The organism is Wolbachia endosymbiont (group B) of Episyrphus balteatus (assembly GCF_947250575.1).
In the GTDB taxonomy this organism is placed as follows: Bacteria; Pseudomonadota; Alphaproteobacteria; order Rickettsiales; family Anaplasmataceae; genus Wolbachia.
Genome location: NZ_OX366325.1, coordinates 252,127 through 276,485 on the forward strand (window position 1 = coordinate 252,127; position 24,359 = coordinate 276,485).

General features: G+C 35.2%; 27 protein-coding genes, 1 tRNA gene and 3 pseudogenes. 9 read left to right on the top strand and 22 right to left on the bottom strand.

The features are described from left to right. The first annotated feature begins 14 nt into the window (after nt 1-14). The 6 genes and pseudogenes from icd (at nt 15) to rho (ending at nt 6,194) form a co-directional block, all read left to right on the top strand. The gene (gene icd / locus OOL05_RS01240; protein WP_264375726.1) at nt 15-1,442 is read left to right on the top strand and encodes an isocitrate dehydrogenase; all 1,428 of its coding nucleotides are present in this window, start codon (nt 15-17) and stop codon (nt 1,440-1,442) included. Nucleotides 1,443-1,508: 66 nt separating this feature from the next. Further along, complete coding sequence (locus OOL05_RS01245) at nt 1,509-2,810, top strand: molecular chaperone DnaJ (protein WP_264730485.1); 1,302 nt, start codon at nt 1,509-1,511, stop codon at nt 2,808-2,810. A gap of 21 nt (nt 2,811-2,831) precedes the next feature. After that, nucleotides 2,832-3,479, top strand: a complete 648-nt coding sequence (gene nth / locus OOL05_RS01250) for an endonuclease III (protein WP_010402332.1) — start codon at nt 2,832-2,834, stop codon at nt 3,477-3,479. Nucleotides 3,480-3,758: 279 nt separating this feature from the next. Then, a pseudogene (locus OOL05_RS01255) lies at nt 3,759-3,873 on the top strand (IS5/IS1182 family transposase); the annotation flags it as partial. Between the two features lie 114 nt (nt 3,874-3,987). Beyond that, nucleotides 3,988-4,593 carry a cell cycle transcriptional regulator TrcR gene (locus OOL05_RS01260; RefSeq protein WP_010402270.1) on the top strand — a complete coding sequence of 202 codons (606 nt, stop codon included), beginning with the start codon at nt 3,988-3,990 and terminating at the stop codon, nt 4,591-4,593. Between the two features lie 194 nt (nt 4,594-4,787). Continuing rightward, nucleotides 4,788-6,194, top strand: a complete 1,407-nt coding sequence (gene rho, locus OOL05_RS01265; protein ID WP_264378026.1) for a transcription termination factor Rho — start codon at nt 4,788-4,790, stop codon at nt 6,192-6,194. Between the two features lie 265 nt (nt 6,195-6,459). Here rho and guaB read toward each other — a convergent pair whose 3' ends face one another. Continuing rightward, on the bottom strand, nt 6,460-7,947 hold the full coding sequence (gene guaB / locus OOL05_RS01270) for an IMP dehydrogenase (RefSeq protein WP_264730487.1): 1,488 nt from the start codon (nt 7,945-7,947) through the stop codon (nt 6,460-6,462). A gap of 123 nt (nt 7,948-8,070) precedes the next feature. Continuing rightward, nucleotides 8,071-8,866 (bottom strand): annotated as a pseudogene (gene rsmA, locus OOL05_RS01275) (16S rRNA (adenine(1518)-N(6)/adenine(1519)-N(6))-dimethyltransferase RsmA). 77 nt (nt 8,867-8,943) lie between these two features. On the opposite strand from rsmA, the gene OOL05_RS01280 reads away from it, so the two are divergent. Together OOL05_RS01280 and OOL05_RS01285 are read left to right on the top strand one after the other, a co-directional pair. Continuing rightward, nucleotides 8,944-9,016: transfer RNA gene (locus tag OOL05_RS01280), tRNA-Thr, on the top strand. A 24-nt stretch (nt 9,017-9,040) separates the two neighbouring features. Further along, nucleotides 9,041-9,751, top strand: a complete 711-nt coding sequence (locus OOL05_RS01285) for a triosephosphate isomerase (RefSeq protein ID WP_264686627.1) — start codon at nt 9,041-9,043, stop codon at nt 9,749-9,751. Here OOL05_RS01285 and OOL05_RS01290 read toward each other — a convergent pair. The 12 genes and pseudogenes from OOL05_RS01290 to OOL05_RS06815 all read right to left on the bottom strand — a co-directional run. Further along, nucleotides 9,689-11,380: a recombinase family protein gene (locus OOL05_RS01290; RefSeq protein WP_264730489.1), complete on the bottom strand. Its 1,692-nt coding sequence runs from the start codon at nt 11,378-11,380 to the stop codon at nt 9,689-9,691. The genes OOL05_RS01285 and OOL05_RS01290 overlap by 63 nt on opposite strands. Further along, the gene (locus tag OOL05_RS01295; RefSeq protein WP_264730491.1) at nt 11,289-11,594 is read right to left on the bottom strand and encodes a hypothetical protein; all 306 of its coding nucleotides are present in this window, start codon (nt 11,592-11,594) and stop codon (nt 11,289-11,291) included. The genes OOL05_RS01290 and OOL05_RS01295 overlap by 92 nt, the downstream gene beginning before the upstream one ends. A 76-nt stretch (nt 11,595-11,670) precedes the next feature. Further along, nucleotides 11,671-12,132, bottom strand: a complete 462-nt coding sequence (locus OOL05_RS01300) for an ankyrin repeat domain-containing protein (protein ID WP_236514967.1) — start codon at nt 12,130-12,132, stop codon at nt 11,671-11,673. A 25-nt stretch (nt 12,133-12,157) separates the two neighbouring features. Beyond that, complete coding sequence (locus OOL05_RS01305; RefSeq protein ID WP_264730494.1) at nt 12,158-12,853, bottom strand: ankyrin repeat domain-containing protein; 696 nt, start codon at nt 12,851-12,853, stop codon at nt 12,158-12,160. A 168-nt stretch (nt 12,854-13,021) separates the two neighbouring features. Continuing rightward, a complete protein-coding gene (locus tag OOL05_RS01310) occupies nt 13,022-14,188 on the bottom strand; it encodes a phage tail protein (protein WP_236514965.1) in 1,167 nt (388 codons plus the stop codon). A gap of 263 nt (nt 14,189-14,451) precedes the next feature. After that, complete coding sequence (locus tag OOL05_RS01315; RefSeq protein ID WP_264377832.1) at nt 14,452-15,243, bottom strand: baseplate assembly protein; 792 nt, start codon at nt 15,241-15,243, stop codon at nt 14,452-14,454. 2 nt (nt 15,244-15,245) lie between these two features. Then, nucleotides 15,246-15,581, bottom strand: coding sequence for a GPW/gp25 family protein (locus OOL05_RS01320; protein ID WP_264377831.1), 336 nt, complete (start codon nt 15,579-15,581; stop codon nt 15,246-15,248). Between the two features lie 2 nt (nt 15,582-15,583). Further along, nucleotides 15,584-15,838 (bottom strand): PAAR domain-containing protein, encoded by a 255-nt coding sequence (locus OOL05_RS01325; RefSeq protein ID WP_236514961.1) that lies wholly within the window; start codon nt 15,836-15,838, stop codon nt 15,584-15,586. After that, nucleotides 15,835-16,299, bottom strand: coding sequence for a phage baseplate assembly protein V (locus tag OOL05_RS01330; protein WP_012481798.1), 465 nt, complete (start codon nt 16,297-16,299; stop codon nt 15,835-15,837). Before OOL05_RS01330 ends, OOL05_RS01325 begins: the two co-directional genes overlap by 4 nt. Further along, complete coding sequence (locus OOL05_RS01335; protein WP_236514960.1) at nt 16,286-16,759, bottom strand: hypothetical protein; 474 nt, start codon at nt 16,757-16,759, stop codon at nt 16,286-16,288. The genes OOL05_RS01330 and OOL05_RS01335 overlap by 14 nt, the downstream gene beginning before the upstream one ends. Further along, nucleotides 16,756-17,256: a phage tail protein gene (locus tag OOL05_RS01340; protein ID WP_264730498.1), complete on the bottom strand. Its 501-nt coding sequence runs from the start codon at nt 17,254-17,256 to the stop codon at nt 16,756-16,758. Before OOL05_RS01340 ends, OOL05_RS01335 begins: the two co-directional genes overlap by 4 nt. Before the next feature lies 1 nt (nt 17,257). Further along, nucleotides 17,258-17,365 (bottom strand): annotated as a pseudogene (locus tag OOL05_RS06815) (head-tail joining protein); the annotation flags it as partial. Between the two features lie 216 nt (nt 17,366-17,581). Here OOL05_RS06815 and OOL05_RS01345 point away from each other — a divergent pair. Next, nucleotides 17,582-18,604, top strand: coding sequence for an IS110 family RNA-guided transposase (locus OOL05_RS01345; RefSeq protein WP_070357039.1), 1,023 nt, complete (start codon nt 17,582-17,584; stop codon nt 18,602-18,604). A 185-nt stretch (nt 18,605-18,789) separates the two neighbouring features. Here the strand turns inward: OOL05_RS01345 and OOL05_RS01350 are convergent, their stop codons facing one another. From OOL05_RS01350 to OOL05_RS01385, 8 genes are all read right to left on the bottom strand, one after another. Beyond that, nucleotides 18,790-19,047 carry a head-tail joining protein gene (locus OOL05_RS01350; RefSeq protein WP_264730500.1) on the bottom strand — a complete coding sequence of 86 codons (258 nt, stop codon included), beginning with the start codon at nt 19,045-19,047 and terminating at the stop codon, nt 18,790-18,792. 6 nt (nt 19,048-19,053) lie between these two features. Further along, nucleotides 19,054-19,449, bottom strand: a complete 396-nt coding sequence (locus OOL05_RS01355) for a VOC family protein (protein ID WP_007302872.1) — start codon at nt 19,447-19,449, stop codon at nt 19,054-19,056. Between the two features lie 52 nt (nt 19,450-19,501). Beyond that, nucleotides 19,502-20,503 (bottom strand): major capsid protein, encoded by a 1,002-nt coding sequence (locus OOL05_RS01360; protein ID WP_236514954.1) that lies wholly within the window; start codon nt 20,501-20,503, stop codon nt 19,502-19,504. Nucleotides 20,504-20,546: 43 nt separating this feature from the next. Then, the gene (locus OOL05_RS01365; protein WP_038536951.1) at nt 20,547-20,918 is read right to left on the bottom strand and encodes a head decoration protein; all 372 of its coding nucleotides are present in this window, start codon (nt 20,916-20,918) and stop codon (nt 20,547-20,549) included. 74 nt (nt 20,919-20,992) lie between these two features. Continuing rightward, on the bottom strand, nt 20,993-22,030 hold the full coding sequence (locus OOL05_RS01370) for a S49 family peptidase (protein WP_214303452.1): 1,038 nt from the start codon (nt 22,028-22,030) through the stop codon (nt 20,993-20,995). Further along, nucleotides 22,030-23,436, bottom strand: a complete 1,407-nt coding sequence (locus OOL05_RS01375; protein ID WP_236514950.1) for a phage portal protein — start codon at nt 23,434-23,436, stop codon at nt 22,030-22,032. Before OOL05_RS01375 ends, OOL05_RS01370 begins: the two co-directional genes overlap by 1 nt. Then, nucleotides 23,433-24,137, bottom strand: a complete 705-nt coding sequence (locus tag OOL05_RS01380) for a glycoside hydrolase family 25 protein (RefSeq protein WP_237350031.1) — start codon at nt 24,135-24,137, stop codon at nt 23,433-23,435. The genes OOL05_RS01375 and OOL05_RS01380 overlap by 4 nt, the downstream gene beginning before the upstream one ends. Further along, complete coding sequence (locus OOL05_RS01385; protein ID WP_143688727.1) at nt 24,134-24,358, bottom strand: gpW family head-tail joining protein; 225 nt, start codon at nt 24,356-24,358, stop codon at nt 24,134-24,136. Before OOL05_RS01385 ends, OOL05_RS01380 begins: the two co-directional genes overlap by 4 nt. Between the last annotated feature and the right edge of the window lies 1 nt (nt 24,359).

Genomic DNA, 24,359 nt, shown 5'->3' on the forward strand with positions numbered 1-24,359 from the left:
TAGTTAGGAAAGTTATGTCAACACCAATCACAGTTGCGTATGGTGATGGTATCGGACCAGAAATTATGGAAGCGGTGCTGTCGATATTGCGTGAAGCGAAAGCGAAAATCTCAATAGATATTATTGAAATAGGAGAGTGTGTTTATAGTAAAGAATGGTCTCACGGCATTTCTCCAAGTGGTTGGGAATCTATTGAAAGGACAAAGATATTACTAAAATCTCCGACGACAACTCCTCAAGGCAAAGGGCACAAAAGCCTAAATGTGGCGCTCAGAAAGAACCTAGGGTTATATGCAAATATCAGATCATGCATTTCATATCATCCTGTTATAGAAAATAAATTCGGTAAGTTTGATATCGTAGTAATACGCGAAAATGAAGAAGATGTTTACACCGGAATAGAGCATAGGCTCACTGGTGACTCGTACCAATGCACTAAAATTATTACTAGATCTGGCTCAGAAAAAATATGCAGGTACGCTTTTGAATATGCGAAAAAACATAACAGAAAGAAAGTAACTTGCCTGACTAAAGACAACATAATGAAAATGACTGACGGCGCTTTTCATGCAGCGTTTGATCGTATTGCAAAAGAATATCCGGATATAAAGGCGGAACATTATATAGTTGATATTGGAATGGCACGTGTTGCCACAGAACCCGAGAATTTCGATGTTATAGTAACTGAAAATCTATATGGCGACATATTATCAGATATAGTGGCACAAACCTCAGGTTCTGTAGGGCTTGCAGGAAGTAGCAATATAGGTAATGAATATGCAATGTTTGAAGCGGTTCACGGCTCTGCTCCTGATATTGCAGGAAAAAACATAGCTAATCCTTCTGGTCTTTTAAATGCTGCAGTGCATATGTTGGTCTATATCGGTCAAGTGAGTACTGCAAGGCTAATTTACAATGCATGGTTAAAAACCTTAGAAGATGGAATACACACTGCTGATTTATATAAGGAGAAAAAGAGCAAGCAGAAAGTTGGGACAAAAGAATTTGCACAAGCTGTTATAGATAATCTAGGAAAGAAACCTGCAACATTACCTGAGCTTATAATTAGCAGTGATTTGGATAGTAAAATAAATAAAGTACAAGACCATTACGAACAAGATTACAAAGTTAAAAAGCTAGTGGGTAGTGATATAGCGCTTGCTTGGGACAAATCCAACAATTTTGATCAAATAGTAAGATTATTTGAATCGAGTAATCTGAAAATGATAGCAATATACTCAAAAGGACTTGCAATTTGGCCAGGAGGCTCGAAATCTTCAAGTGACCAAATAACCTGCAGGTTTATCGCAAATAATGAAAAGCAAGCTATTACAAATATTGATGTGAATAACTTGCTAATCAAACTTGAAGAAAATAGCTTTGACGTGGTGAGAATGGATAAATTGTATTTATATGATGGAAAAGAGGGTTTTTTCTCCTGATTATTGTTTAATGTTTTTGTGTTTGCGTAAAACACTAAATATGATATATTTATGTGAGGAATAGTAATGAGTCAACATTTTAAGTTAACTAATCAGGAGTTTCGTGATAATGCTAATCTGTTCGACATATTAGAAATAGAAGCTAAGCAAGTTGTAGACAAGAATTATGAAGAGCTTAGCGCAATTTTGAAGAAGCAGCATAAGAAGTTAATTCTTGTAAACCATCCTGACAAAGGTGGAGACAAAAATAGATTTGATCAGATTTATAAAGCTTATCAAGAGCTAAAAAAGTACATTGAACCTTTGGAGTCAGGAAATCCTTGTGTTAAAGTCAGTGTTGGTGCTGAAAGTAATGGACGTTTAACGGCAAGAGAGTTTCACTATAGGAGAAAGTTGTTTAACGAGCTAAAAATCAGTGAGGAAGAAGCTGTAGGTAAAGATTTTGATGGGTTGATTGCTATACTAAAAAGAAATGATTGTTCGTTTGGAGAAGACCTAAAAAGCTATAATGAACTTCAGGCTCAAATAGAGAGGATTTTGCTAAATCCAAATTTAGATAATTTTCAGAAGAGTGTACAAAGTGCAAAGTTAATGCAAGAGTTATATCAATATATAGCAAAGCCAAGCATACAATTATTCAATTATATTACTCCTCTAAAAGAAAAGAGAAGCCTAATTGAAGAAGATAAAAAGACATTAGCATTGAAATTTATAGAGCGCAAAAATGCTCTAATGTTAGTACCAAAAATAAGTTTTCTGCCTTTAGCTATATTAACTACAGTTACTATAGGTTGCTATTTTTCATGGTGGATCATAGCATTTAACATCGCTATTAGTAGAGCCTCTGGTTTATTAGTGAATTATTATATGGAAAAGTATAAAAATTCAGAAATTTCTACTGATGAATTCATAAGTAAGATGAGCTATATCGAGCTAAGCAGTAAACTTCTTATCAACTATCCTTTAGCTGCTTTTTCTGTTTATTTAGTTACAATAAATTTCATTGCTAATGGATTAACTGTTGGTGGAGCTGTACTTGGTCCACTATTGTTATTGGCAGTATTAATTGAAGCATTAGCTCCTATTTTCTCAAAAGGCTGTGAAATATATGCTGACAAGCACACAAAAGATTTACTAGAAGAGGATCCAAGAGATAGAGTGCAAAAGGAGACTGATCTGTTAGGACGGTATGATCCACGAAAACTGTTAATGCCAATTATCATGCCTCTTGTTAGAAAATGTTTTGCAGAAGTGGCAAGCGAGTTTGCTGAAAGGAATTTTGATGAGGTAAAAACTGATATGTCTGATGTTAATACTGAAGGACTACCTCATCCTCGAGCAATTGAATTTGCACAGCAAACAGTATAGTATAAGCTTTTAGCTCTATGCATGGACTCAAAAAAAGTAGAATTAATATTTGAAAAATTTCAACAGTCAAATCCTGCGCCAAAAATAGAGCTAAATTATACCAATCATTTTACGTTATTAGTTGCAATAGTTCTGTCAGCGCGGACAACCGATATAAGTGTTAATAAAATTACAAAGGAGCTATTTAGTATCGCTGATACGCCAGAAAAAATGTTGAATCTTGGGCAAAGTGAGCTGAGAAAATGCATAAGCAGTATTGGTTTATATAATTCTAAAGCAAAAAATATAATCGGGCTCAGTAAAATATTGATTGAGCGGTACAATAGCAAAGTGCCTACTAATTTCGATGATTTGGTATCTTTACCAGGGGTTGGGAGAAAGAGCGCTAATGTATTCTTAAATTCAGGGCTTGGTATTCCAACATTGGCAGTTGATACTCACGTTTTTAGAGTGAGCAATAGAGTTGGGCTTGTGAAAGAAAAAGATGTACTTAAAACAGAGCAGTCTCTTTTGAATGTAGTGCCAAAAAAATACCTACTTTATGCTCATCATTGGCTAGTTTTGCATGGTAGATATGTTTGCAAAGCGCAAAAACCTTCGTGTGAAACATGCATAATTCATGATTTATGTGAGTTTGAATGCAAGAGGTTAGTATCTCTTCTTTTTTAATTCAAGTAGCTCACAGAGGTGAAAAAGATTACTTTACACATTTTTCCATTTTCCTTATCATAAGACTGAAGGTATTTTATTATCTTCAATCTGTGCAGATTAAACGACAAAAGTATTATACAGTTAGCGTCTTATTTTTAATTTTTTGCACTATGTGCACCTTATGTCTTCACAATATTTCTAGGTTTTTACCTACATAAGCTGAAACGAGCTTATAAAACGTTTAAGACAGTATAGAACGCCAATTTTCAGGATTAGAGAGTAACAACTAGCTAACGTGAGAGATCTCTTGCCTGGTTGGAAAAATGTAGGCGACTTTGGAAAAATTGCGAGCGTAAACTTAATACTAGCCTACAAATTTGCTTTTACTTCTTTCCTCCTTAAAAGATTATGAACAGGTTCTAAGAGATAAGAAATATAAACCAAAAAGCCATTGGATGACAAAGTTAATGCTTTTTTAGTTTTAATGGTTTATATTTTATTTCTATAACAGTAAAGGAATATTAAAATGGGAGATGTTTTTTCGATGTCAATGGAATCTTCTAAAGACAATAAAGATAGAAATGAACAATTTCTCATGCAGGTAGCTGCTTGGTTGGTTGATAACACTAGCTTAACTTTTGATCAAATAGCACAATGTTGCAAGTTATCCCTTGAAAAAGTACAAGACATAGCTGATGAGGAAATAGAAGTTGAAAAGTATGACCCTATTATTTCTGAAATAATTACTGAAAAAGAAATCGATAATTGCAAAAAAAATCCAAATCGTGTACCAAATTTGATTATAAAAAATATAAAAAAAAGGGCAAAGACGATTAGCTTTCTTGCCTTTGCTTCCACAGCAAGGCGTAGAGATAAACCTAATGCGATTTATTATTTGGTAAAAAAATTTCCTATCTTGAACAATAATGTGATAGCTAAGCTAGTTAGTACAACAAATTACACAGTTGAGCAGGTAAGAGATGGATCTCATCATAACATACTCAATATCAAACCTCAAGATCCTGTACTACTTGGTTTATGTAGCCAGGAAAATTTAGAAGCGGAAGTAGAAAAAGCGAAAGTAGAAGAAGAGAAGAAACAAAGATTAAAAAATATAAATAATAGCTATTGATGATTCTCAAATTCTTGTACTTTGTTAATATTAAATTGACTTGACTTGTTAGTTTTTATCAGTATAATGTAAGTAAAGTATCTAGTTTAATAATAATTAAGTCTAAATACGCACTAAAAACTAGCTCAGCCTAATTTATTGTTTTATACTCACATTTTAGGTTAGTAAGCATCAATTAAAATTTTTGGAGGATTATGACAACAATCAATGAAGATGTCTTAGCAAAAGGAGAGGTTGTAGGTCAACCTGAAAAAAGCGAACAAATTCATAATGCTGACGCAGTAAAACAAATGACCAGTGAAGGTGCTGAAAAAAACAAGAAAACGTTGGACCTGAGCGAATTGAAAGAGAAAACAGCAGAAGAATTGTTAGAGCTAGCTGAAGAAAGAAAAATTTCAACTAGTGGTAAAGGCAATGGCAGGATGCTAAAACAGGAAATGATATTCAGTTTAATGAAGAAAATGAGTGAAGAAGGAGGCATAACCACAGGAAGTGGAGTAGTGGAAATATTGCCTGATGGTTTTGGTTTCTTACGTTCATCAAGTGCAAATTATGCTCCAAGTACCGATGATGTTTATATTTCCAATGGCCAAATAAAGAAGTTTAATTTACGTACAGGAGATATGGCATGTGGAGAAATAAGGCCACCTGGTGATAAGGAAAGATATTTTACTTTAACTAAGGTTCACAGTATAAACTCTACTGAAATCAGTGAATTAAGAAAGTACGTCCATTTTGATAATTTGCTTCCGCTTTATCCTGAAAAAAGCCTCATCCTTGAAAACAACAGTAGCGGAGATAATAAAAAAGATATAAACATGCGTGCTGTAGATATAGTTACACCTCTTGGAAAAGGACAAAGAGCATTGATAGTTGCTCCACCTCGTACAGGAAAAACGATATTGCTTCAGCAAATGGCTCACTCTATAGCTACAAATCATCCTGAAATAGAACTAATAGTATTACTTATAGATGAAAGACCCGAAGAGGTGACAGATATGATACGCTCTGTAAAGGGTGAAGTGGTAAGCTCTACATTTGATGAACCTGCCTACCGTCATGTCCAACTTGCTGAAATAGTAATAGAAAAAGCTAAAAGAATGGTTGAACACAAAAAAGATGTAGTGATTTTGCTTGATTCTATAACTCGCCTTGCACGTGCTTATAATGCAGTCATTCCTTCGTCTGGAAAGGTTCTAACCGGTGGTGTAGATTCAAATGCGCTGCAAAGACCAAAACGCTTTTTTGGAGCAGCTCGTAATATTGAAAATGGTGGTTCTTTGACAATCATCGCTACAGCCCTTATAGAAACTGGTTCAAAAATGGATGATGTTATTTTTGAAGAGTTTAAAGGCACAGGTAATGCTGAAATTATACTAGATAGAAAACTTGCTGATAAACGTATATTCCCTGCTATTGATATTACAAAATCCGGAACAAGGAAGGAAGAGCTATTAGTTGATAAGGCCATACTAAATAAAATATGGGTATTGCGTAGGATACTTAACCCTATGGGATCTGTTGAAGCAATGGAGTTTTTACGTGACAAATTACTTTTAACAAAGAGCAATGCTGACTTTTTTAACTCCATGAATCACTAAAAGTAAGCCAATTCTGATGGAGCAAAAAAGCAAAGCTCTCTTATAGCTAAAATAATTTGGATTTATCAAAATATATTAAGCTGGCAATCTACCTTAAGTTGCTATTCCAACTTATAGCACTGATTTTGATCAAAAATTTTATGTAGTCAGTTTATTTACAATCGATTTTCCAGTGTCAGCCACTTAGATGACATCTTTTTGACTCTTAATATTAATATCAATTGTGTACCAGTGTTGAAATGACCCACTCAAAAGGGGATTGTATTTACTCTGAATCAGATGATAAATTAGATGCTTGGTAAGCGTAATTTGGAGCTTCCTGTGTAATGATTATATCATGAGCATGACTTTCTCTTAACCCTGATGAAGTAATAGTGACAAATTTGCAGTTTTTTTTCATCTCTTCTATATTACGGTTGCCAGTGTAACCCATTGCAGCTTGCAACCCACCAATTAACTGACAGATCACTCCTGAAGCTGGACCTTTAAAAGGAACTCTTGCTTCTACTCCTTGTGGGACTAAATCAAGTTTTGAATCTTGAAAATAACGGCTAGCTGACCCTCGTTTCATTGCACTAATAGATCCCATTCCTCGATATTCCTTATATGCTCTACCCTTATACATGATAATCTCACCTGGGCTTTCCTCAGTACCAGCAAAGATTGAACCTATCATCACAGTATCAGCACCAGCTGCAATAGCTTTTGCAACATCTCCCGAATATTTTATTCCACCATCAGCAATTAGTCTGACGTTTTTTGCTCTACACACCTCTGCAACATTCTTGATTGCAGAGAATTGCGGCATACCAACACCTGTAACTATTCTGGTAGTACAAATTGATCCGGGCCCTATTCCAACCTTTACTGCATCAACACCAGCATCAATTAACGCTTCAGCAGCCTCCTTTGTTGTAATATTTCCGCCGATTAATTGCGTATTCGGATACATCTTTTTTATTTCCTTAATGGTGCTGATAACGTTCTCGGAATGACCGTGAGCGGTATCTACAATAACCACATCGACTTCCTCTCCGATCAAAGCTTCACATCTTTCTATACCGTCTTTTTCACCAGTACCAATTGCAGCGGCAACTCTGAGTCGACCTTTACTGTCTTTACATGAATTTGGATATCTATTGTATTTTTCGATGTCTTTAACTGTGATTAGACCTATGCAACAAGAATTTTCATCAACAACCAAAAGCTTCTCTATTCTATTTGCATGCAACAATTTCATTGCTGAGGCGCTGTTTACTGCCTGCTCTCGAACTGTTACTAACTTATCTTTTGTCATTACCTCGGAAACTTTTATATTCATGTTCTGGTCTTCAATAAACCTCACATCTCGATTAGTTAAAATTCCCACTAACTTGCGTTGATCAACTACAGGAATGCCGGAATAATTATACTCTCTCATTAATGAAACTGCTTCTGCAACTGTTTTATCTGGGGAAATTGTAATTGGGTTATACACGATCCAGCTTTCATATTTTTTCACCCTTCTTACTTCTAACACTTGTTCATCTATTGATAAATTCTTATGTATGCAACCTATTCCACCATGTTGGGCAATAGCTATTGCAAAGCCTGATTCAGTGACAGTGTCCATTGCAGAGGATATGAGAGGGATATTTAGTTCTATATTATTTGTTAGATAAGTTCTTGTGTCTGCATCACGAGGCAATACATCAGAATAGGCCGGTAAGAGAAGTACATCGTCAAACGAATAACAAGCTTCCATTTTTTTCATATGCTTTATTTAAAGCTTATACGCCAATTAATGAAATTGCAATAGAGCTTTTGCAAAATTAGCCTGGCTCCAGCTATTTTTAGATCAAAATAGGATAGAAGAGGGATGTAGCTCCTAATATATTTATCGCATAATTATATTATTTGCTAGCAAACAGAACTGCTCAATAGTTAAGCTTTCTGGACGTTCGTCTCCACTCAGTTTAGTATTCTCAAGAATAGTTGAGACATCACTAGTTATACTTTGCAAGCTATTTCTCAGCATCTTTCTTCTTTGAGCGAACACAGCACGTGTTAGCTTTGTTAAGGTTTCTAAATTTACTGCAAATCTTGGAGTGGGTAAAGGTTTTACTGTAATTACTGAAGAATATACTTTTGGTCTTGGAAAAAATTCTTTAGGTTCAATATCAAATTCCTTTTTTATGTCGCATAGTAACTGGCTTAGCACTGATAGGGAACCATAATCTTTAGAATTAGGTTCTGCTGTAATACGCTCTGCTACCTCCTTTTGGAACATTAACGTCAAATTCGTAAAAAATTTTATATTATTTAACCACTTTAAAAATAACGCTACTGAGATATTGTAAGGCAAGTTAGCAATGACTTTGACTGGACATTCTACCAGCTCTTTTTCTACAACATTAAGTGCATCTGCTTCTATAATTCTATATTTTCCCTGATGCTCATTTAGCAATTGTTCGTGATGTTTCACTAAACTACTATCTTTTTCTATAGAAAGTAGAAACTTTGGATTATACGCCAATATTTCTCTTGTTAACGCACCATACCCAGGACCAATTTCAATAACATTAAAATCTTTCAGGCTACCAGCTAAGGCAACTATTCTTTTTATTATCTCATTCGATAAAATAAAATTTTGCCCTAGACTCTTTTTTTGGCTTCAGTGAAAATTTTTTCATATGATCTTAGTATGCAGTATTTTAAAAATTAGTTGACGAAAATTCATCAATAATTGTATATTGTCAGTGTATTTAATGCCGGCTTAGCTCAATTGGTAGAGCAACTGACTTGTAATCAGTAGGTTGTCAGTTCAAGTCCGACAGCCGGCACTCTCATTCATATAAGAAAAATTGATGTCTTTTTTAATAGTAGCAAATTGGAAAATGAATGGAACACGTTCTTCATTTGTTGACTTTATAGGCAAACTTAACAACAAGAGCAACGAAATTACCTCTAAATTAGTAATTTGCCCTCCTTTTACATCATTTCCAAGCAATATAGAGTTGAATAACAATATTAAAATAGGAGGACAGAATTGCCATCATAAAGAGTTCGGTTCTTACACAGGTGAAATTAGTGCAGGAATGTTGAAGGAACTAGGATGTAGTTACGTAATACTTGGACATTCTGAAAGGGCTCATGAAAAAGATAGTGAAATAAAACTTAAATCGAAAACAGCAATAGAATCAGGATTACACCCAATCATCTGTGTAGGTGAAAACTCAGAAGATTATAAAAATAAAAAAACAAAAGAAGTAATAGAATATCAATGCAAAAACCGTTTGCCAACACAAGGTGAATATACCATAGCATACGAACCGATATGGGCAATAGGAACAGGAAATGTGCCAAATAATGACGCAATTGCTGAGGTGATAGAGATAATAAAATTGTGTACTGGTAAAAAACACATTATATATGGTGGCTCAGTCAGCTCAGAAAATATAGGAAACTTGCTCAGTATTCCAAATCTATTGGGAGTTTTAATTGGTAGTGCAAGCTTAGATTTTGATCACTTTTATCAAATTATACAACAAGTCAAGAAAAAATTTTCTCTTAATTAATTCTAAAGGATAAATACTCTTATTGTCATGACGTCCAGTACAATGTTGCAAATTAAAAATCTCTCCATCCTGTGCTGGTTCTTCGATTCTAAACGCCACTTCTACCTGATCATAACCAATCTGAATTCGTTCTACTAATGCTTTAATGATGCCACGCTTAGTTTGCCAATCTAGCTGTTCCAAATTAGATTTTACACTGGAATAAAGACTCTTTATACTGTTGATGATAAGGTTCATTCCCTTCTCTATTGCTTTTTGATCAACTACCTTTTTCTTCTCTTCTTCTATCCCTCTTAAGCGTTCCCTCATTCTTTTCATCGTCTGTTTAAATTCTTCCTCACTTATATATCCTTTATCTCCTACATTTTCTTGACTATAATAGTCTTCCATTAACTTTTCGATGCCTTGTTTTATTTGATTTTCCCTTCTTGCAAACTTCTTATCTGATGATTCATCATTTTTATTTTCTGCAATTCTACGGTGATACTCATTTTTTATTATCTCTGGGTTTTTTAGTAAATTTTTCACCTTTTCCCATATAGCTGTTTCTAACATATCTGTACGGACCAATTTATTAGTACACTTCTCCCTACCATCAGTAATACGTATAGTACTACTACAGCGATAATAGCTAAACTTTTTTCCTTCAACTCCACATTGTGCACCACTATACGCATATCCACAGTTTTGACACACAACTAGACCTTGTAATAGATATTTCTTTTTTCCTCCCTCTCTCTGCATCCTTGCTCTTTTTCTATTTTCATCCAGTTGCTTTTGTACTTTATTAAATAACCCTTCATCAACTATTTTTGGTACTGGTATATAAATCCAGCTGTCCTCATCTGTGCGACAGATAGAAACCTTTTGTTTATTTCTTTCTCTTTTTTCAACCCTCTTTAATTTACCAAACGCTGCTTGTCCTTTATATGCTGGATTTCTTAACACCTTCCAAATTATTATTGGACACCACACCTTCTTTCCAGTTCTTGTTCTAATTGACTTATCTCTTAGTCTACGTATCACTTCCCTTATACTTATTCTCTCTTGCCCTACCCACATGAATATCTGCTTTACTATTTTTGCTTCCTCTTCATTTATTTCAAACTTTGTCTTTTCTCTATCTACATGCTTTATACGATTATAACCAAAAGGTGCAATGCCAATTACACTTACACAGCCTTTTTTTGCTCTATGGAGTTTTCCCCTACGACTACGTTCCATAATCTTTGTACACTCATATTCTGCCACTAATCCTTGCATTCCCAATAACAATTTAGACTCTGGATTATTTTCAGTCTTATGATTTAAGAATATTACTTCTACTCCTGCTTTTTCAAATTCATCAAGTAATATCATTTGATGTGCAGATTTTCTTGATAGTCGGTCAGGTGAATGAATATAAATTTTATCAATTTGATCTTCTCCTACTTTATCACGTAATGCATCTAAACCTTCACGTTCTAAACTCCACCCACTAAGCCCATCATCCTTAAATTCATACTCATTCAATAACTCATGCTTATCTGCAGCAATTCTATGCTTGAGCTCGGCAATTTGACTCTCTATTGTATTGTTCTGCGCTTGACTCTTCGATGAAACTCTTGCATATAAGGCCACTGTTATCATTTTTCTTTATCTCCTTTTCATTGTTTCTTTTTACCGCATACCTTAGTAACAGCTCATAGGCGTCTGCTAGATGTTGTTCCGCTAATTCATCTGGCTCGTATCGGCAAGTTAATGTTCTTTTTCTCATAGTTTCTCCTGCAAATGTTTTTGTAGTGCAAGGAGCCTTACCACTCCTTTTTTCCATCAATCCATTTACTCTTATGAAAAAGACCAACTTTTATCAGCTACAGCCTTCAAATTTGGTCTAGCCCTTCCTTTGCCAACTGCTGTTGCGCTTTCTGATACGACTCTTATTTTTTTAACAAACTTTCCATTTTCTCTGTTTCTTTCTTTAATACCTCGGCTATTTCTTTGCTATTTTTCGCATAATCCATCGCTGTTATTCCAAATTTATCTGCTTGCTCTATTTCAGCCCCTGCTTTTACTAGCTCCTCCACTATTTCTTTTTCTCCGACCATACATGCAAGATGCAGCGGAGTGCATTTATTGCCATACTCTTCAGCATTTACATTCCCTCCTGATTTTATCAATTCTCTAACTGTTTCTAGACGTTTCTCCGTTATCGCTAGATGCAGTGCTGTATGTCCTCTTACATCTGCTGCATTCACATCTACTCCTTTTTCGATTAATAACCTCACTGTTTTTACCTCTACTGCATAATGTAGAGCTGTTCTTCCTTTTTCGTCTCTTTCATAAATATTTTTAAACGAGTTCTCTAATAGTGACTTATCTTTTTTACCCAGCTTTACCATAACTTACCCCACCTTTTCTTTAAACCTAAGCCTTCCTTTTTACCACCTCATCTATCATTGCATTCACTTGGCTGATTATCTTGCTTGCTAAATTTTGACATTCTTTCTTTATTAGCGATTTGTCTCTCTTCCTTATTTCTCCTATCTCTATTATTTTTAGCTCCGGCATGTAGCTTCCATTCAACATGTCTGCTATTTCTCCCACTAGCCCCTCTATTCCATAGCACGTCAGTTCTCTACTTTTTGTTATTCCTCCTTTTTCTCTCAAAAATTTACTCGCCTTTTCACTCTCTTTGCTATCACATAGACGATACTTTTCACTTTCCCAGATGTAATACATTGGCGTTGCGCCGTACTTATTCAGTTGATTAACTTCAGCTCCAGCCTTTACCAGCTCTTTTATTATTTCAACTCCTGCTCCTCCCATCTTGCACGCAGAGTGGAGTGGCGTACATCCAGTGACATATTGAGTGGCATTTACTTCTGCTCCCGACCTTAGCAGCACTTTTACATTTTCTAAACTCTTTGCGAATACTGCACAGTGTAGAGGTGTATAACCATTTTTATCTCTTGCATTTACCTCTGCTCCTTTTTTTATTAATAATCTCACTGTTTTGTAATCAGAGATTTCTACTGCTTGATGCAAGATCGTCTCTCCTTCTTCATTTCTTTTATTAATATTTTTACTTGATACTTCTTTAAAAAACTTGCTAAAACTCATTTCATACCTCACAAAATTAGCTTTTCTAGCACCAGACAAATTTCTTATATTTACCTGCTGCTATTCAAGTCATGTCCTTTTTAGCATGAGAAAGCAAGTCTTTTTCTTTTTATTTCATACACTTTTACCTATTATTAATAATATATATGAGGATCTAAATATAAGTACTTAACTTATTAAAGATATTATTCGACTATCTTTCCAACTTCTGTGCAAATGTCGATGTTCATGCCACTTCAGTACTCCCGGGTAAAATACTAAAATGTGCTTTTCTAATTCGTGTATTGAGTCTTTTTGCTCTGAATCCAAATCATTTTTATAGTAAACGTTGTGTTCTGCTAAAACATATTTTCTGACCTTCTGATCTGTATAATTTTCTACTTTATAGTTATGAGTAACGCTAAATCTTTCTAAAATTGGCTTGTGTTTTAAATTCCAATATTGCCCTGAAAGTTTATCGCTTCCCAATACAAATTTATTTCCTCTTTCTTCTACGCTACTAACTGGAAAGCACGTATTTATGTCTCCTAAATCCCAACTGTCTGATAATACTATCTGCGCTTTTGCAAATTTAATCGATGGTAATAAACTCTGTGGTAATGGATATAGTGCTTTTAAGTTGTACCACAAATGATTTCTTTCATAAATACCGTTATAATTCTTTGTGTGAGGCTCTGTTTCTCCAAGTACTGCTACATCTAATCGATATATGTCATTACTAAATGTTTGTTCATAATGCTCTCTTAAATAGTTGTCTACAATCTCTACTAACGGACCTCTAGAACTGAAAAAATTTATTCTTCCAAACGATAACACTGGTCCATCTTTTTCAACTTTTCTACCTGAATAGTCTGATAATAAGCTGCCGAATATACTTTCATCTAATATAAACCTATCAACGTTATAGTAGTCATTAAAAATCCTCATTAGCCTTGATCTTGCTGGTAATGATAGTTTTGCAAGTTCTACTACTGCATCTACAAAAAAGTCATTTGGAACATCTTTTATTCCTATTTGTAATTCAAAGAAGTGTTTACCAGGTGGTTCTTCGATAATTGTAATATCTTCTATATTTGCCCACTTTAGTGCTATTTTAAGTGATGCAGGTGTTCCTCTCAGTCTTTGAAATTTTACTCCTTCTACTATCGCCCTTCTTTTATTTTTTACCCAGCGCAATATCTCTTCTAAACCATATTCTTCTATTATCCATGGTAATGTTTCTTCTTTCAGGTTGAACTTAAACCCTCTGATACAGCTTGGATCAACCTTATAATCTATTGCATCAACCAGTGCTTGCTCTTGCTTTGTTGCGTTTGGCGGTAATAAACTTTTCATTTGTCTTTTCTTTCAAGTTGCTTTAACTTCCTTTATTTAGGTAGCTTATGAGTAAGCAAGAGATCATTGCAGAAAAATAAAGATGTTCTTAATATCGAAAACACTCTCCATAATATTTGACCATATTATCCATACTTTAAAAAACAAGTTACAACTTCTGGAAGAAAATCAATACTTTCGTCTCCCTAACATTGGATCCAGTAAACCTTAAACCACTTATTGCACGCAATCCCCTCACTGGCACAAAACAAAAAAAATACGTTTTAAATCCTATCTAACTTGACGTAGCCAAGCACTGCACACTCATTCCCCAGAACCACAACATCCTCTCTTGGCTCGATTAATTCTACGTTTTCTACACCCTCTACAAACAAATTTGCTATTATCCATGATCTTGTTACGTTCCATCCCAACCTTTTGCTTGCTTCAAACTTCTTAATAAATTGCTTCTTGATTTCCTCCTTTGATATTACAGGACTTATGCTCATTCTGCTGTGAATATCTATTTCCATAATATTGCAACCTATCACTTTTACTGTATCGGTTAAAACCCTTATATCATCTCTAGTAACCTGCTTTTTTACAATTTCTAGTAGCTCTTCTGACGCTGTGGATAACTCTGTGGATAAAATTGAGATTTCTACACTTCCTGGCACTTTTGACTCAACCAGCGCATCCTTTACTCTTCTATCTGCTGAGAGTGCTTGAAACCGATAATGCTCTTTACTCCCTCCTGTGCTTGAGCCAACTATTCTTGCCTTGATTCTTTTTCTGAAGCGTTCATCTTCTTCTCCATCTTGCCTCTCTGCTCCATAAAACTCAGCTAAATTATCAAGCTCTTCTCCCCTTGCAAACTTGAGTAAATTGCTTTTTACCGCTTCATTTATTCTTTGTCTCAGCAAAAGCTCTCTCCAGGCTGCTACTTCTAAAATCTTCATCGCTGGGTCACTTTCAATTAGTGCTGTAAAACTTTTATCTCGACTTATTAATTCTTCTTTCATCCGAGCAAAAATCTCTTCAAAGTTCAGTGGTTCGATAATATTTGGCTGCTGCATTTTTAAACAACTACTCCATTAATATTTATGAACTTACCTTCTGAAAGATAGACACCTTCTAAATTCAATGTTACTCTCCCTTCTTTTACTTCTGTTATCTTCACTTTCTCTAATTTAAACCTTCTCTCCCATTTTTCTAGTGCTCCTGCTACTGCTGCATAAATTTCTAGTGTAAAATCACGATTTATTGGCTTATCCACCAATTCAAATAATCTTGAGCCATAATCTCTCCTCATTATTCTACTGTTAATAGGAGTGGTCAGTATATCAATTATCGACTGCTTTAAGTGCTCTATTCCTTCTAACGTCTTTCCTGTTTTAGCATCCATACCCTTCATTTCTATTTTGCAAAGACGCTTTCACTGCCTTTTATTACTTTAAACCCACATGAAACTATATCTCCTACTCTTCCTACACTAAGACCATTTGCAAACACTATTTTTGATCCTTGAATCATTACTTTTCCTTCACTAAAACTGTCTCCTTGTCTACATATTGACTTACCGTTTACAAAAACATTATTACTTCCGCTAATGCAGAAATGTGGTATAGCTTCTCCACAATAGTCTCCTAACCTTACTATTCCTTTGTTCAATTTAAGTCGATCCTTTCTGCTTTCAGTTTTATTCCACTTTTTGTCATTTCTATGCTCGATTCCCCAGCTTTCAGTGTTATTTTGTCTACTACTTCAATCTCTAAATGATGTTTATCTTTATCGTATGACAACTTTGTTCCATCTTGAAATGTTAAGCTACTCACCTCTTTTTTATTTTCTGGAGCAGAGTACTTTTGTTGATATATTCCAGGAAGTACTACTCCTAAAGATAATTCTCCTAGCGGGGAAAGTATCACTACTTGCTCATCAATACCTGGCGGAGACCAATTTCTATCTTTTCCTGCTTTGCTTGTTATCCATGGCAACCAATCTGTTAAAAATTCGCCTATTTTAATTCTTACTTTTGCTTTTTCATAATCTACTTCTTTTACAAGCCCTATTCGTACAATGTTTGCTAATTTTCTTTGCAGCTCTGAAATAGCAAAATTACTCTCTAACATTTTCTCCTATTGTAATCGTATGTGGTTTAATCTTATTTTCTGTCCATATCGATTTACCTAAATGAAGCTGATGACTCCACTCAACCAACCACAACAAATACGCATCTAATTCGGGTCTAAATCCGTCAATTTCCGCAGAGATAAATTCTCCTGGTGAAACATTTTCCACATTCCAAGTATTTTTATTTACTACTCTTGCTACTTCTGCTGCTAATGTTCTGACAATAATAGGGGCATTTTCTATTGTGCTATCAGTCACAATGCGTGCTTCAAATCTTGCTTTCAGCGCTAATTCCTCTGTTCCAGGATCTTTTCCCGATTCTAAACTCACAAGCTCTACAAATAACGCTGGCGCTAATAATTCTTTTCTTATCGATGGATAAATTTCACAAGTTTGAATTGCTGGTATTTCTCTCTTCAGCGTGGTACAAATTTTATCATGTAAATCTTTCAAATTCATCCTTTATAGCTCAATTCACGTTCAAAAAACTTTGTAAAGACTTCTTCAACTTCATAATTAACAAGATTCCCTATTATCCTTGAAGCCTCTGGTTCCAGTGGTAGTTTTACTTCCTTTATTGGAAATGCTGCTCTTCCTTCACGTTTAAACATACCGCTATTTCCTTTTGGCATAACTGCTGCAAATCCTCCTATAAACTCATGCTTTCCTACTTTCGATCCTCTTTTTGTTTTTTGTATTTTGCCAATTGCCGATGCTCTAATGTCATAGAGATTTGCTCTAATTAACACTTCTAATCTGCTAGTTTTCGCCTTAAAAATTCTTAATCTCTTTCTTATCAAACTTAATTTTATCTTCTTTTCCTCACTGATTTCCTTAGCTGCTTGCGCTTTTAACCATAGTGCTGTTTTGTTTAATGCTCTCACTATTGCTAATTCTATTTTTTTTCTTTTAGCATTTACACTTTCTATTACCTCAACTTCTATATGCACAGACATTTTACACCCCAGATGCTTCGATTCTCCAGATCATTCCAGACTTATCCCTAAGTGGTGGCGTGTGTATTTTGTATTTGCAATCACCTATAACAAAAATATCTCCTTGTATCTTGTCAAAAGCATCTGATGTTTTAAGCTTAAGCATTAGGTGGAGAAGGGAAGAACTTTGAATATCTCCTTAGATATAAAATCTGTGTGGTAGACAAGAGTTCCCTTCTCAAAAGTATAGGCTGAACGGTATCGTAGAAAGACCTAAATGGTTATAATTCTGTATCCACAAGGTTAGCCTTACTTTTCATTTTAATAGTAACGTATGGAGTTATATATGATCAACAACTTTTTGGGTATAGACATATCAAAAGATCGCTTTGATGTTTCTCTTTCATTCATAAGCAACAAAGGAAAACGTGAAACCAGGAAAAGGAGTTTCAAGAATAATGATCATGGGTTTCAAGGTTTACTGAGCTTTCTACAAAAGCATAATGTAGAACAAGTAAAAGCCTGCATGGAAGCTACTGGTTGTTATAGTGAAGCCTTAGCTGAATTTCTACACAATACTGGACATTTTGTGAGTGTTGTTAATCCAGCTTGTATAAGATTTTATGCAAAAAGTAAGCTTATACGACAAAAGAATGATCAGACTGATGCAGAGATAATTGCCGATTATTGCCAAAGACAGGAACCTATTCGTTGGGCACCACCTTCTCCTGAGTTAAAGAAATTAAAGCATCTTTATCGTTGCTCGGCTGCGTTAAAAGATGAATTGACATTAGTAAATAACCACTTAGAAAAAAAAGAGAGACTGCCTAAAGAAGTTGCAAATGCTTGGGAAGACCTTGCAATGAACATAAAACAAAAAATAGAAAGAATAAAAAACTCCTTACGTGAACTATTAAATAAACACAAAGAATTGTTGGAAAATTTTCAACTTCTATTGACCATTCCAGGAATAGGAGAAGAATCAGCAGTAGCTATTTTGGCTGAAGTTCCTAACATAAAAGCTTTCAAGGATGCCAGGCAATTGGCAGCATATGCTGGAGCTATACCACGAAATATAACGTCAGGTACGTCTGTACATGCCAAGCCCAGATTAAGTAAATCCGGTTCACGAACATTATGTAAGGCAATGTACTTTCCTGCCATAGTAGCTAAGAATCATAATCCTACTATTATGACTTTTTGCAAAAGGTTAAAAGAGAAAGGCAAGCATAACATGGCCATTGTGGGAGCTGCAATGCGTAAGTTACTCCATATTGTTTTTGGTGTTTTAAGGTCAAAGAAGGCTTTTGATCCAGATCATATCAAAAACTACAGAGCTAGGAGTTTGGCTGAAAGTTTAGTGCTTTAAAATCAAAAAACGCTCCAATTATGTAAAATAGTATCTTACACAAATTTTGTAACTGGTTAGTGAATATGTTGATAAGTAAATTAATTTTATACGTACAAAAAAGCGGAAATTTACTTATCAACATATTCACTAACTATAATCTGTGTACCGTTACACAAAATGTGAATTGGAAGTATTTTTTAATTTTATGATACAGCTTGAACAATTTTTGTAATTTTTTTGTTGACTTGCAAGACGGTATCTACAATTGGCCTCAGTATATCAAAAATGCTTACCTCAAGAAAAAGCATCTCTCCCACAAATTGTCCTTCACCAATCTCGTATAATTTATCTGGCTCTTGCTTTAATACTTGTACCATATATGACTTATCCTTTGACTCATACAAAGCTTGCTGCCCCAGATGTTCGAAGCAATCTTTAAATAATTTTGATATGTTTTTCACCTTCTGCTACTTTTTCAATGGACTGGAGAAACACCACTGAATACCGTATTCATCCTTTACTACACCAAATCTGTAACCCCAATGCATATTCTCTAACGACTTTTCTACTTGCATTCCTTTACTTACTGCCTTATTAAACAACTCGTCAGCATTTTCAACATAGACACATAGCTTAGCAGCTTGTAAAACATTCCCGCCAGCGATAGAATTACTTTGTACATCATCGATATATACTAATGAATCACCTATCTGTATTGCTGCATGCATTACCATATTCTTATTGTTTTCATCAAAGTGAATTTCCAATACTTTTGCATTTAAGGCTTGTTTATATAATTCAATAGCAGACGTAGCGTCTTTTATAATTAATATTGGAATTATTTTTCCTAATAGTTCTGTCATATTTTACCTATAAATAAAAATATACTGCTAAGATTACAATACGTTCACAAATTTACACAGTAATTTTTACCAAAATGGCCGGACGATGGCACATTGGCAGAGGATTTGACTGCGTATGTAAATCGGTCCCTCTATCGAATCTTCTCGGCTCTTGTTTTGCGTATAGTGGCTGTCCAAGAGTATTTACTGTCTCATTAAAATCTGCTGGTGCAAAATATGTTGTAAATGTGCTTGCTGTTCCTACTGGAAAACAGTGCCCTGTATCTTTCTCAATAAATCTTCTAACCGTTCCTTCAGGGTCAGTTGCTTGCCCTCTATATTCCTCAAATGTTATGCCACAGAACGTAAATCCTGACCTCATATCATTCCGAAGTGCTGCTCCTTCTTGCCATCTTTCGTATGCTTCTTTCACTTTACTATGCGAAGTTAATGCATCAAAAAACTCAGGGCTTACCAAAGCATGAATCCCGGTCATATATTCACCACTTAGATTATCTTCAATATGCCGCAATACTTCTAGACATTTACGCTTGACATCGGTTGTCGCTGTTCCTAGTGCAAAATTTACTACTTTTGGTGTTATTTCAAATTCGTTGTACAGATTTAGTAATTCTGACCCATCAGCATCTAAAATTATTCCTTTCAGCGCTCCCATCCGCAAATGCTCCAACGTTATTGCATGTTTATTTCTCATTAGCTGCAAATGGTCAGTTATTACATCTGCCAGCGCTTTCAGTTCACTCTCTGATCCAAATGCCCTTATTCCTTGTACTTCCTCTGGCAGTACTACATCATCATGTGGAATATGTGGAATCGTAAACGTTCTTACCTTTCTTTTTCCTCTTTTTCCTACTGTTGCTGGCGCCCCTGGAACTTGCGTTGGTAGTAAACTTAAAACTCCGTTATGTTCTTCTATTGTAATATGTCTAAATCTTACTGACCTATTTGGAAATAAATTTAAATTTTCAACCCGTCCATAATTTATCGGCAATATATTCATCGCATTTGTTAGTGCCGTCATGCTAAATGCTGTATTTGTAAATGGATTTTGCATTTTTTCTTTTCCCCCTTTGTGTTTTTTATTGTTTAATATAGCTTTAGGCCGCTTTACGGATAATGATTCCTCGTCCTTCAAGTTGCTTTATTGCTGTAGCTTTCTGTTCTTCAGTAATATTTGCTGGCCACACAACTGCATGATCAGCTAGCATTGCACCACGAGCAATAATTACTCCTTTACTATTTTCCTTTGCGTTTACATCGCTTGCTATCACTCCTATCGCCGTTTGTGTACCATCTGTGGCAGTTGGATTTAAAGCTTTAATAAAACCATCTTTAGTATCATAACCAACTACTGTTCCCAGCTTTAGATTTTGTCCCTTGGCTACTGTTATCTGATCTCTTGAATATAAGTTGGACACTTCATATTTCAGAAGATCTCCTAAATTATTTCCTTCAGTTATACTTATCATGTCTTTTTCTCTCCTTTTTTTATTTTTTTACCGCCATATTTGTGGTTGTTATACACGGCGGTTATACACATACTTTAAATGTTTGATTGCGCACGACTTTTCGCTACCTGCATCATCAACTCTTCTCCTGAATTCTGTGGTATTGCACTCAGTATCTCTGTCTTTTTCGTTCGCTCTGCAAGTAATTCCATTAAAACCTCCCTTGCTTGCTCAACACTTACACTTTGCTCAATAAATTCTCCTATCTTTTCTGGCATCTTCGATAAATTACATAAACGTATTAATTCAAGAACTTCAGTACGATACTTGGTTAAATTATCAGTTTCTAGGTCATTTGTAGTTTGTTCATTCATAGTAATACTCCTATTTTTATTAATAGATGAAAGAATTGTCATTCCGTCTGCAAGGCCTATTTCTACTGCTTTCTCCCCAAAATATAGCCCTGCCTCTGTTGATCGAATCTTTTCAATTGAAAGACCTCTGTTCCTTGCTATTAGCTGCAAAAACATTTCATATAGTCGGTCTACTTCTTTTTGTAAGCTTCCCAGACTTTCAGACGTCATTGGCTCATGTGGATTTAAATCATTCTTTCGACTACCAGCAAAGATTGTGGTATACTTAATACCTTGCTTTTCATCAAACCTACTTTGATCTATGTGACTTGCTATTACTCCAACACTTCCTACTCCTGAAGTTCTACTCACAAATACCTTCTCAGTGCTAGAAGCTATAGCGTACGCTGCAGAATATGCATCATCATTTGCTATCGCTATTATCCTCTTTTTTCCTCTTGCACTATAGATAAAATCAGCTAAGTCAAATACTCCATTTACCTCTCCTCCTGGGCTATCTATGTCCAGTAAAATAGTCTCTATACTACTATCTGCTAATGCTTGTGCAATTTGTTCTTCTATTTGCTCATATGATGTCATCCCAAGCATTTCATCAAACGCACCTGGTTTTTTCGTCAAGATTCCATGAATTGGTATAATTGCAGTTCTTTCTACGTTACTTTTGATAGAGTGATTTTTGAAAATTGGCTGTTTTCCTTTGTATAGCGATAGTAGCTCAAAACTCCTTGGTTCAAGCATTAATGGCTTTCCTAAGAGCATCATAATCCTTTACAATCAGAGTCAAACATTAAGTTGAGACTATTTGCACGACTCTGATCTTCTGCTATTTCTTGATCTATTTCTTCTACATCGTAACCCATTTCTGATACTACTTCCGATCGACTTTTGAAGCCATTCCTTACTGCCATTTGCTGTGCTTGTTGATCTTTTAAAGGATCCACCCAATCAAATCCCTGTGGTATCCATTTCACTTCTTCTTTCGCTGCTTTTGCTACTTTTTCATCTATACTTAGTTCTCCACAAAGCACTGCTAATTCTAGCCATCTATTCCAAATAGGTCTACAAAACTGGAACACTATCACGTTATGCTGTAACATTGCACACCTTCTGCGAAACTCTATCAGCCCTGCTCGAATGGATGAATAATTAACACCGGTTAAATCTCCTGTTAGCTGCTCATATGTTATCCCTGTACCAATCGCTATTGCTCTGAGTTGCTGTCTCATAAACGCTTCATAACTTCCTCCAACATCTGATGGCTCTGAAAATTTTATATCTTCTCCTGGGTCTAAAAGCTGCATTGTTCCAGGTTCTAGGCCAGATAGTGCTACTCCTTGCTCATTTGCTTGCTCCTCACCTAAAATATTTGCTTCAGGATCGAGTCTTGTAATAAACCCTGCAAACATCGCAGCAGTCTTTTTTCTTACCAATTCTGCATCATCGTATTGATCAAGTTCATAAAGCTTTAGCAGTATATTAGAAAGCCATGGCTCTCCCCTAATTTGCCCAGGTCTTAGTGGTCTATAGATATGTAAAACATCGTTTGCTGGCACTCTTACTGACTCTCCAAAGGTATTTTCACCAGGGTGTTCTTTAAATAGGTAGTATGCTTCTCTTTGCCCAAGCCTGTTAAACTCAATCCCGTTTCTTATTACATTACCATTTCCTAAAGTTTGATTTGTTTTATTATCTAAATGTTCAGACTCAAGTACTTGCAGTTGTAATGGTACAGAAAATCTATCTTCCAGCTTTCTCGTTCTTAAACGTACAAAACATTCTCCTCCCTCTATCATACTTCTGCATACTAGAGCCTGCAGACCATAAAAATCACTTACTCCGTTACTATCTGCTTCATCTGTCCATTTTAGCCATAATTCTTGCACTTTCTTTCTAAATTCTGCATTCTTTGCTTTTGATTGCGGCTTTATTCCTGTTCCAATAGAGTTACTTACTATTGTATCAATAATATTTGCTGCATATGGATTTTTTCTCACCATATCACGTGATCTACTACGTAAAGTTTCAAGGCTTTGAGACAGCAAATTGTTTATACTTCCTAACTCTGGTTGAAAGTGAAAAAATCTTCTTCCTGACCCTGCTGCATCCCAGGCTGAACTTTTGATTTTTGGCTTGCTAAATAGTTGTTTGAAATTTTTCAGCATCATACTAACCAAAATTCTCTTAATTCTTTTAATGTGCCGTTAAATTTATTTCTGTCACATTTTCCGATTCCACTTACTTCATGTGGCTCTGGACCATTTTTACCGTCGGTGTATTGCCATAAAATCCACTTATTCCAGCCTTGCGGTAAAACAGGTTGATCTCCATATCTTGCTATCCATAATGGACATTTAGTCAAAATTGGTGTGGCAAAATCTTTCAAAAAATTAGCACCTCCATACACTAAAGGTGAACGCCCTGTTTCTTCTTGAACTTTTTTAATAAAATCTTCTGCTTGTCTTGGTTCTATATTTTTTCCACTTTCGTTCTCTTCAATATCAAGAGCAACAATTGTATTTTTAGCTTTACCCACTGTATTCAAAAAGTGATTTGCCTGATCCTTTCCATCTTCCCCTACACCGAAATGATATGAACCCCATAATAGACCCAAGTCTTCAGCTTCTTTTCTTCTTTCTTTGTATTTTGAATCTATGTACTCTGTTCCTTGCGTTGCCTTATGAATTACTCCAACTATACCACTCTCTTTAGCTAACTCAAAATCCACATTTTCTTGCCAATGTGACAAATCTATTATTCCATTTACTGAACTCTCTCTATTGTCCCATAGTTTTATGAAAGTTTTTAATTGCTCTAAAAATTCAGAATATTCCTCTTTTACAACTTTTCTCAGAAAATTTTCCCTCATATAACTCCTTTATTTGTTGCAAAAATAATCTTTCGTTTAGGCTTCATACCTGCAACTTTCAGTTCAGCCTTAATACGTTGCCGTAAATTCAGCAAGTCATTTATCTGAACTTCAGCATATCTCACCACATGGTCACCATATGCAATTGATACTACTCGCTCTCCGTTTTGTAGTTTCTTTATCGCTTCTTCGACTTGAATTAAATACTCTTCGCTGTACATC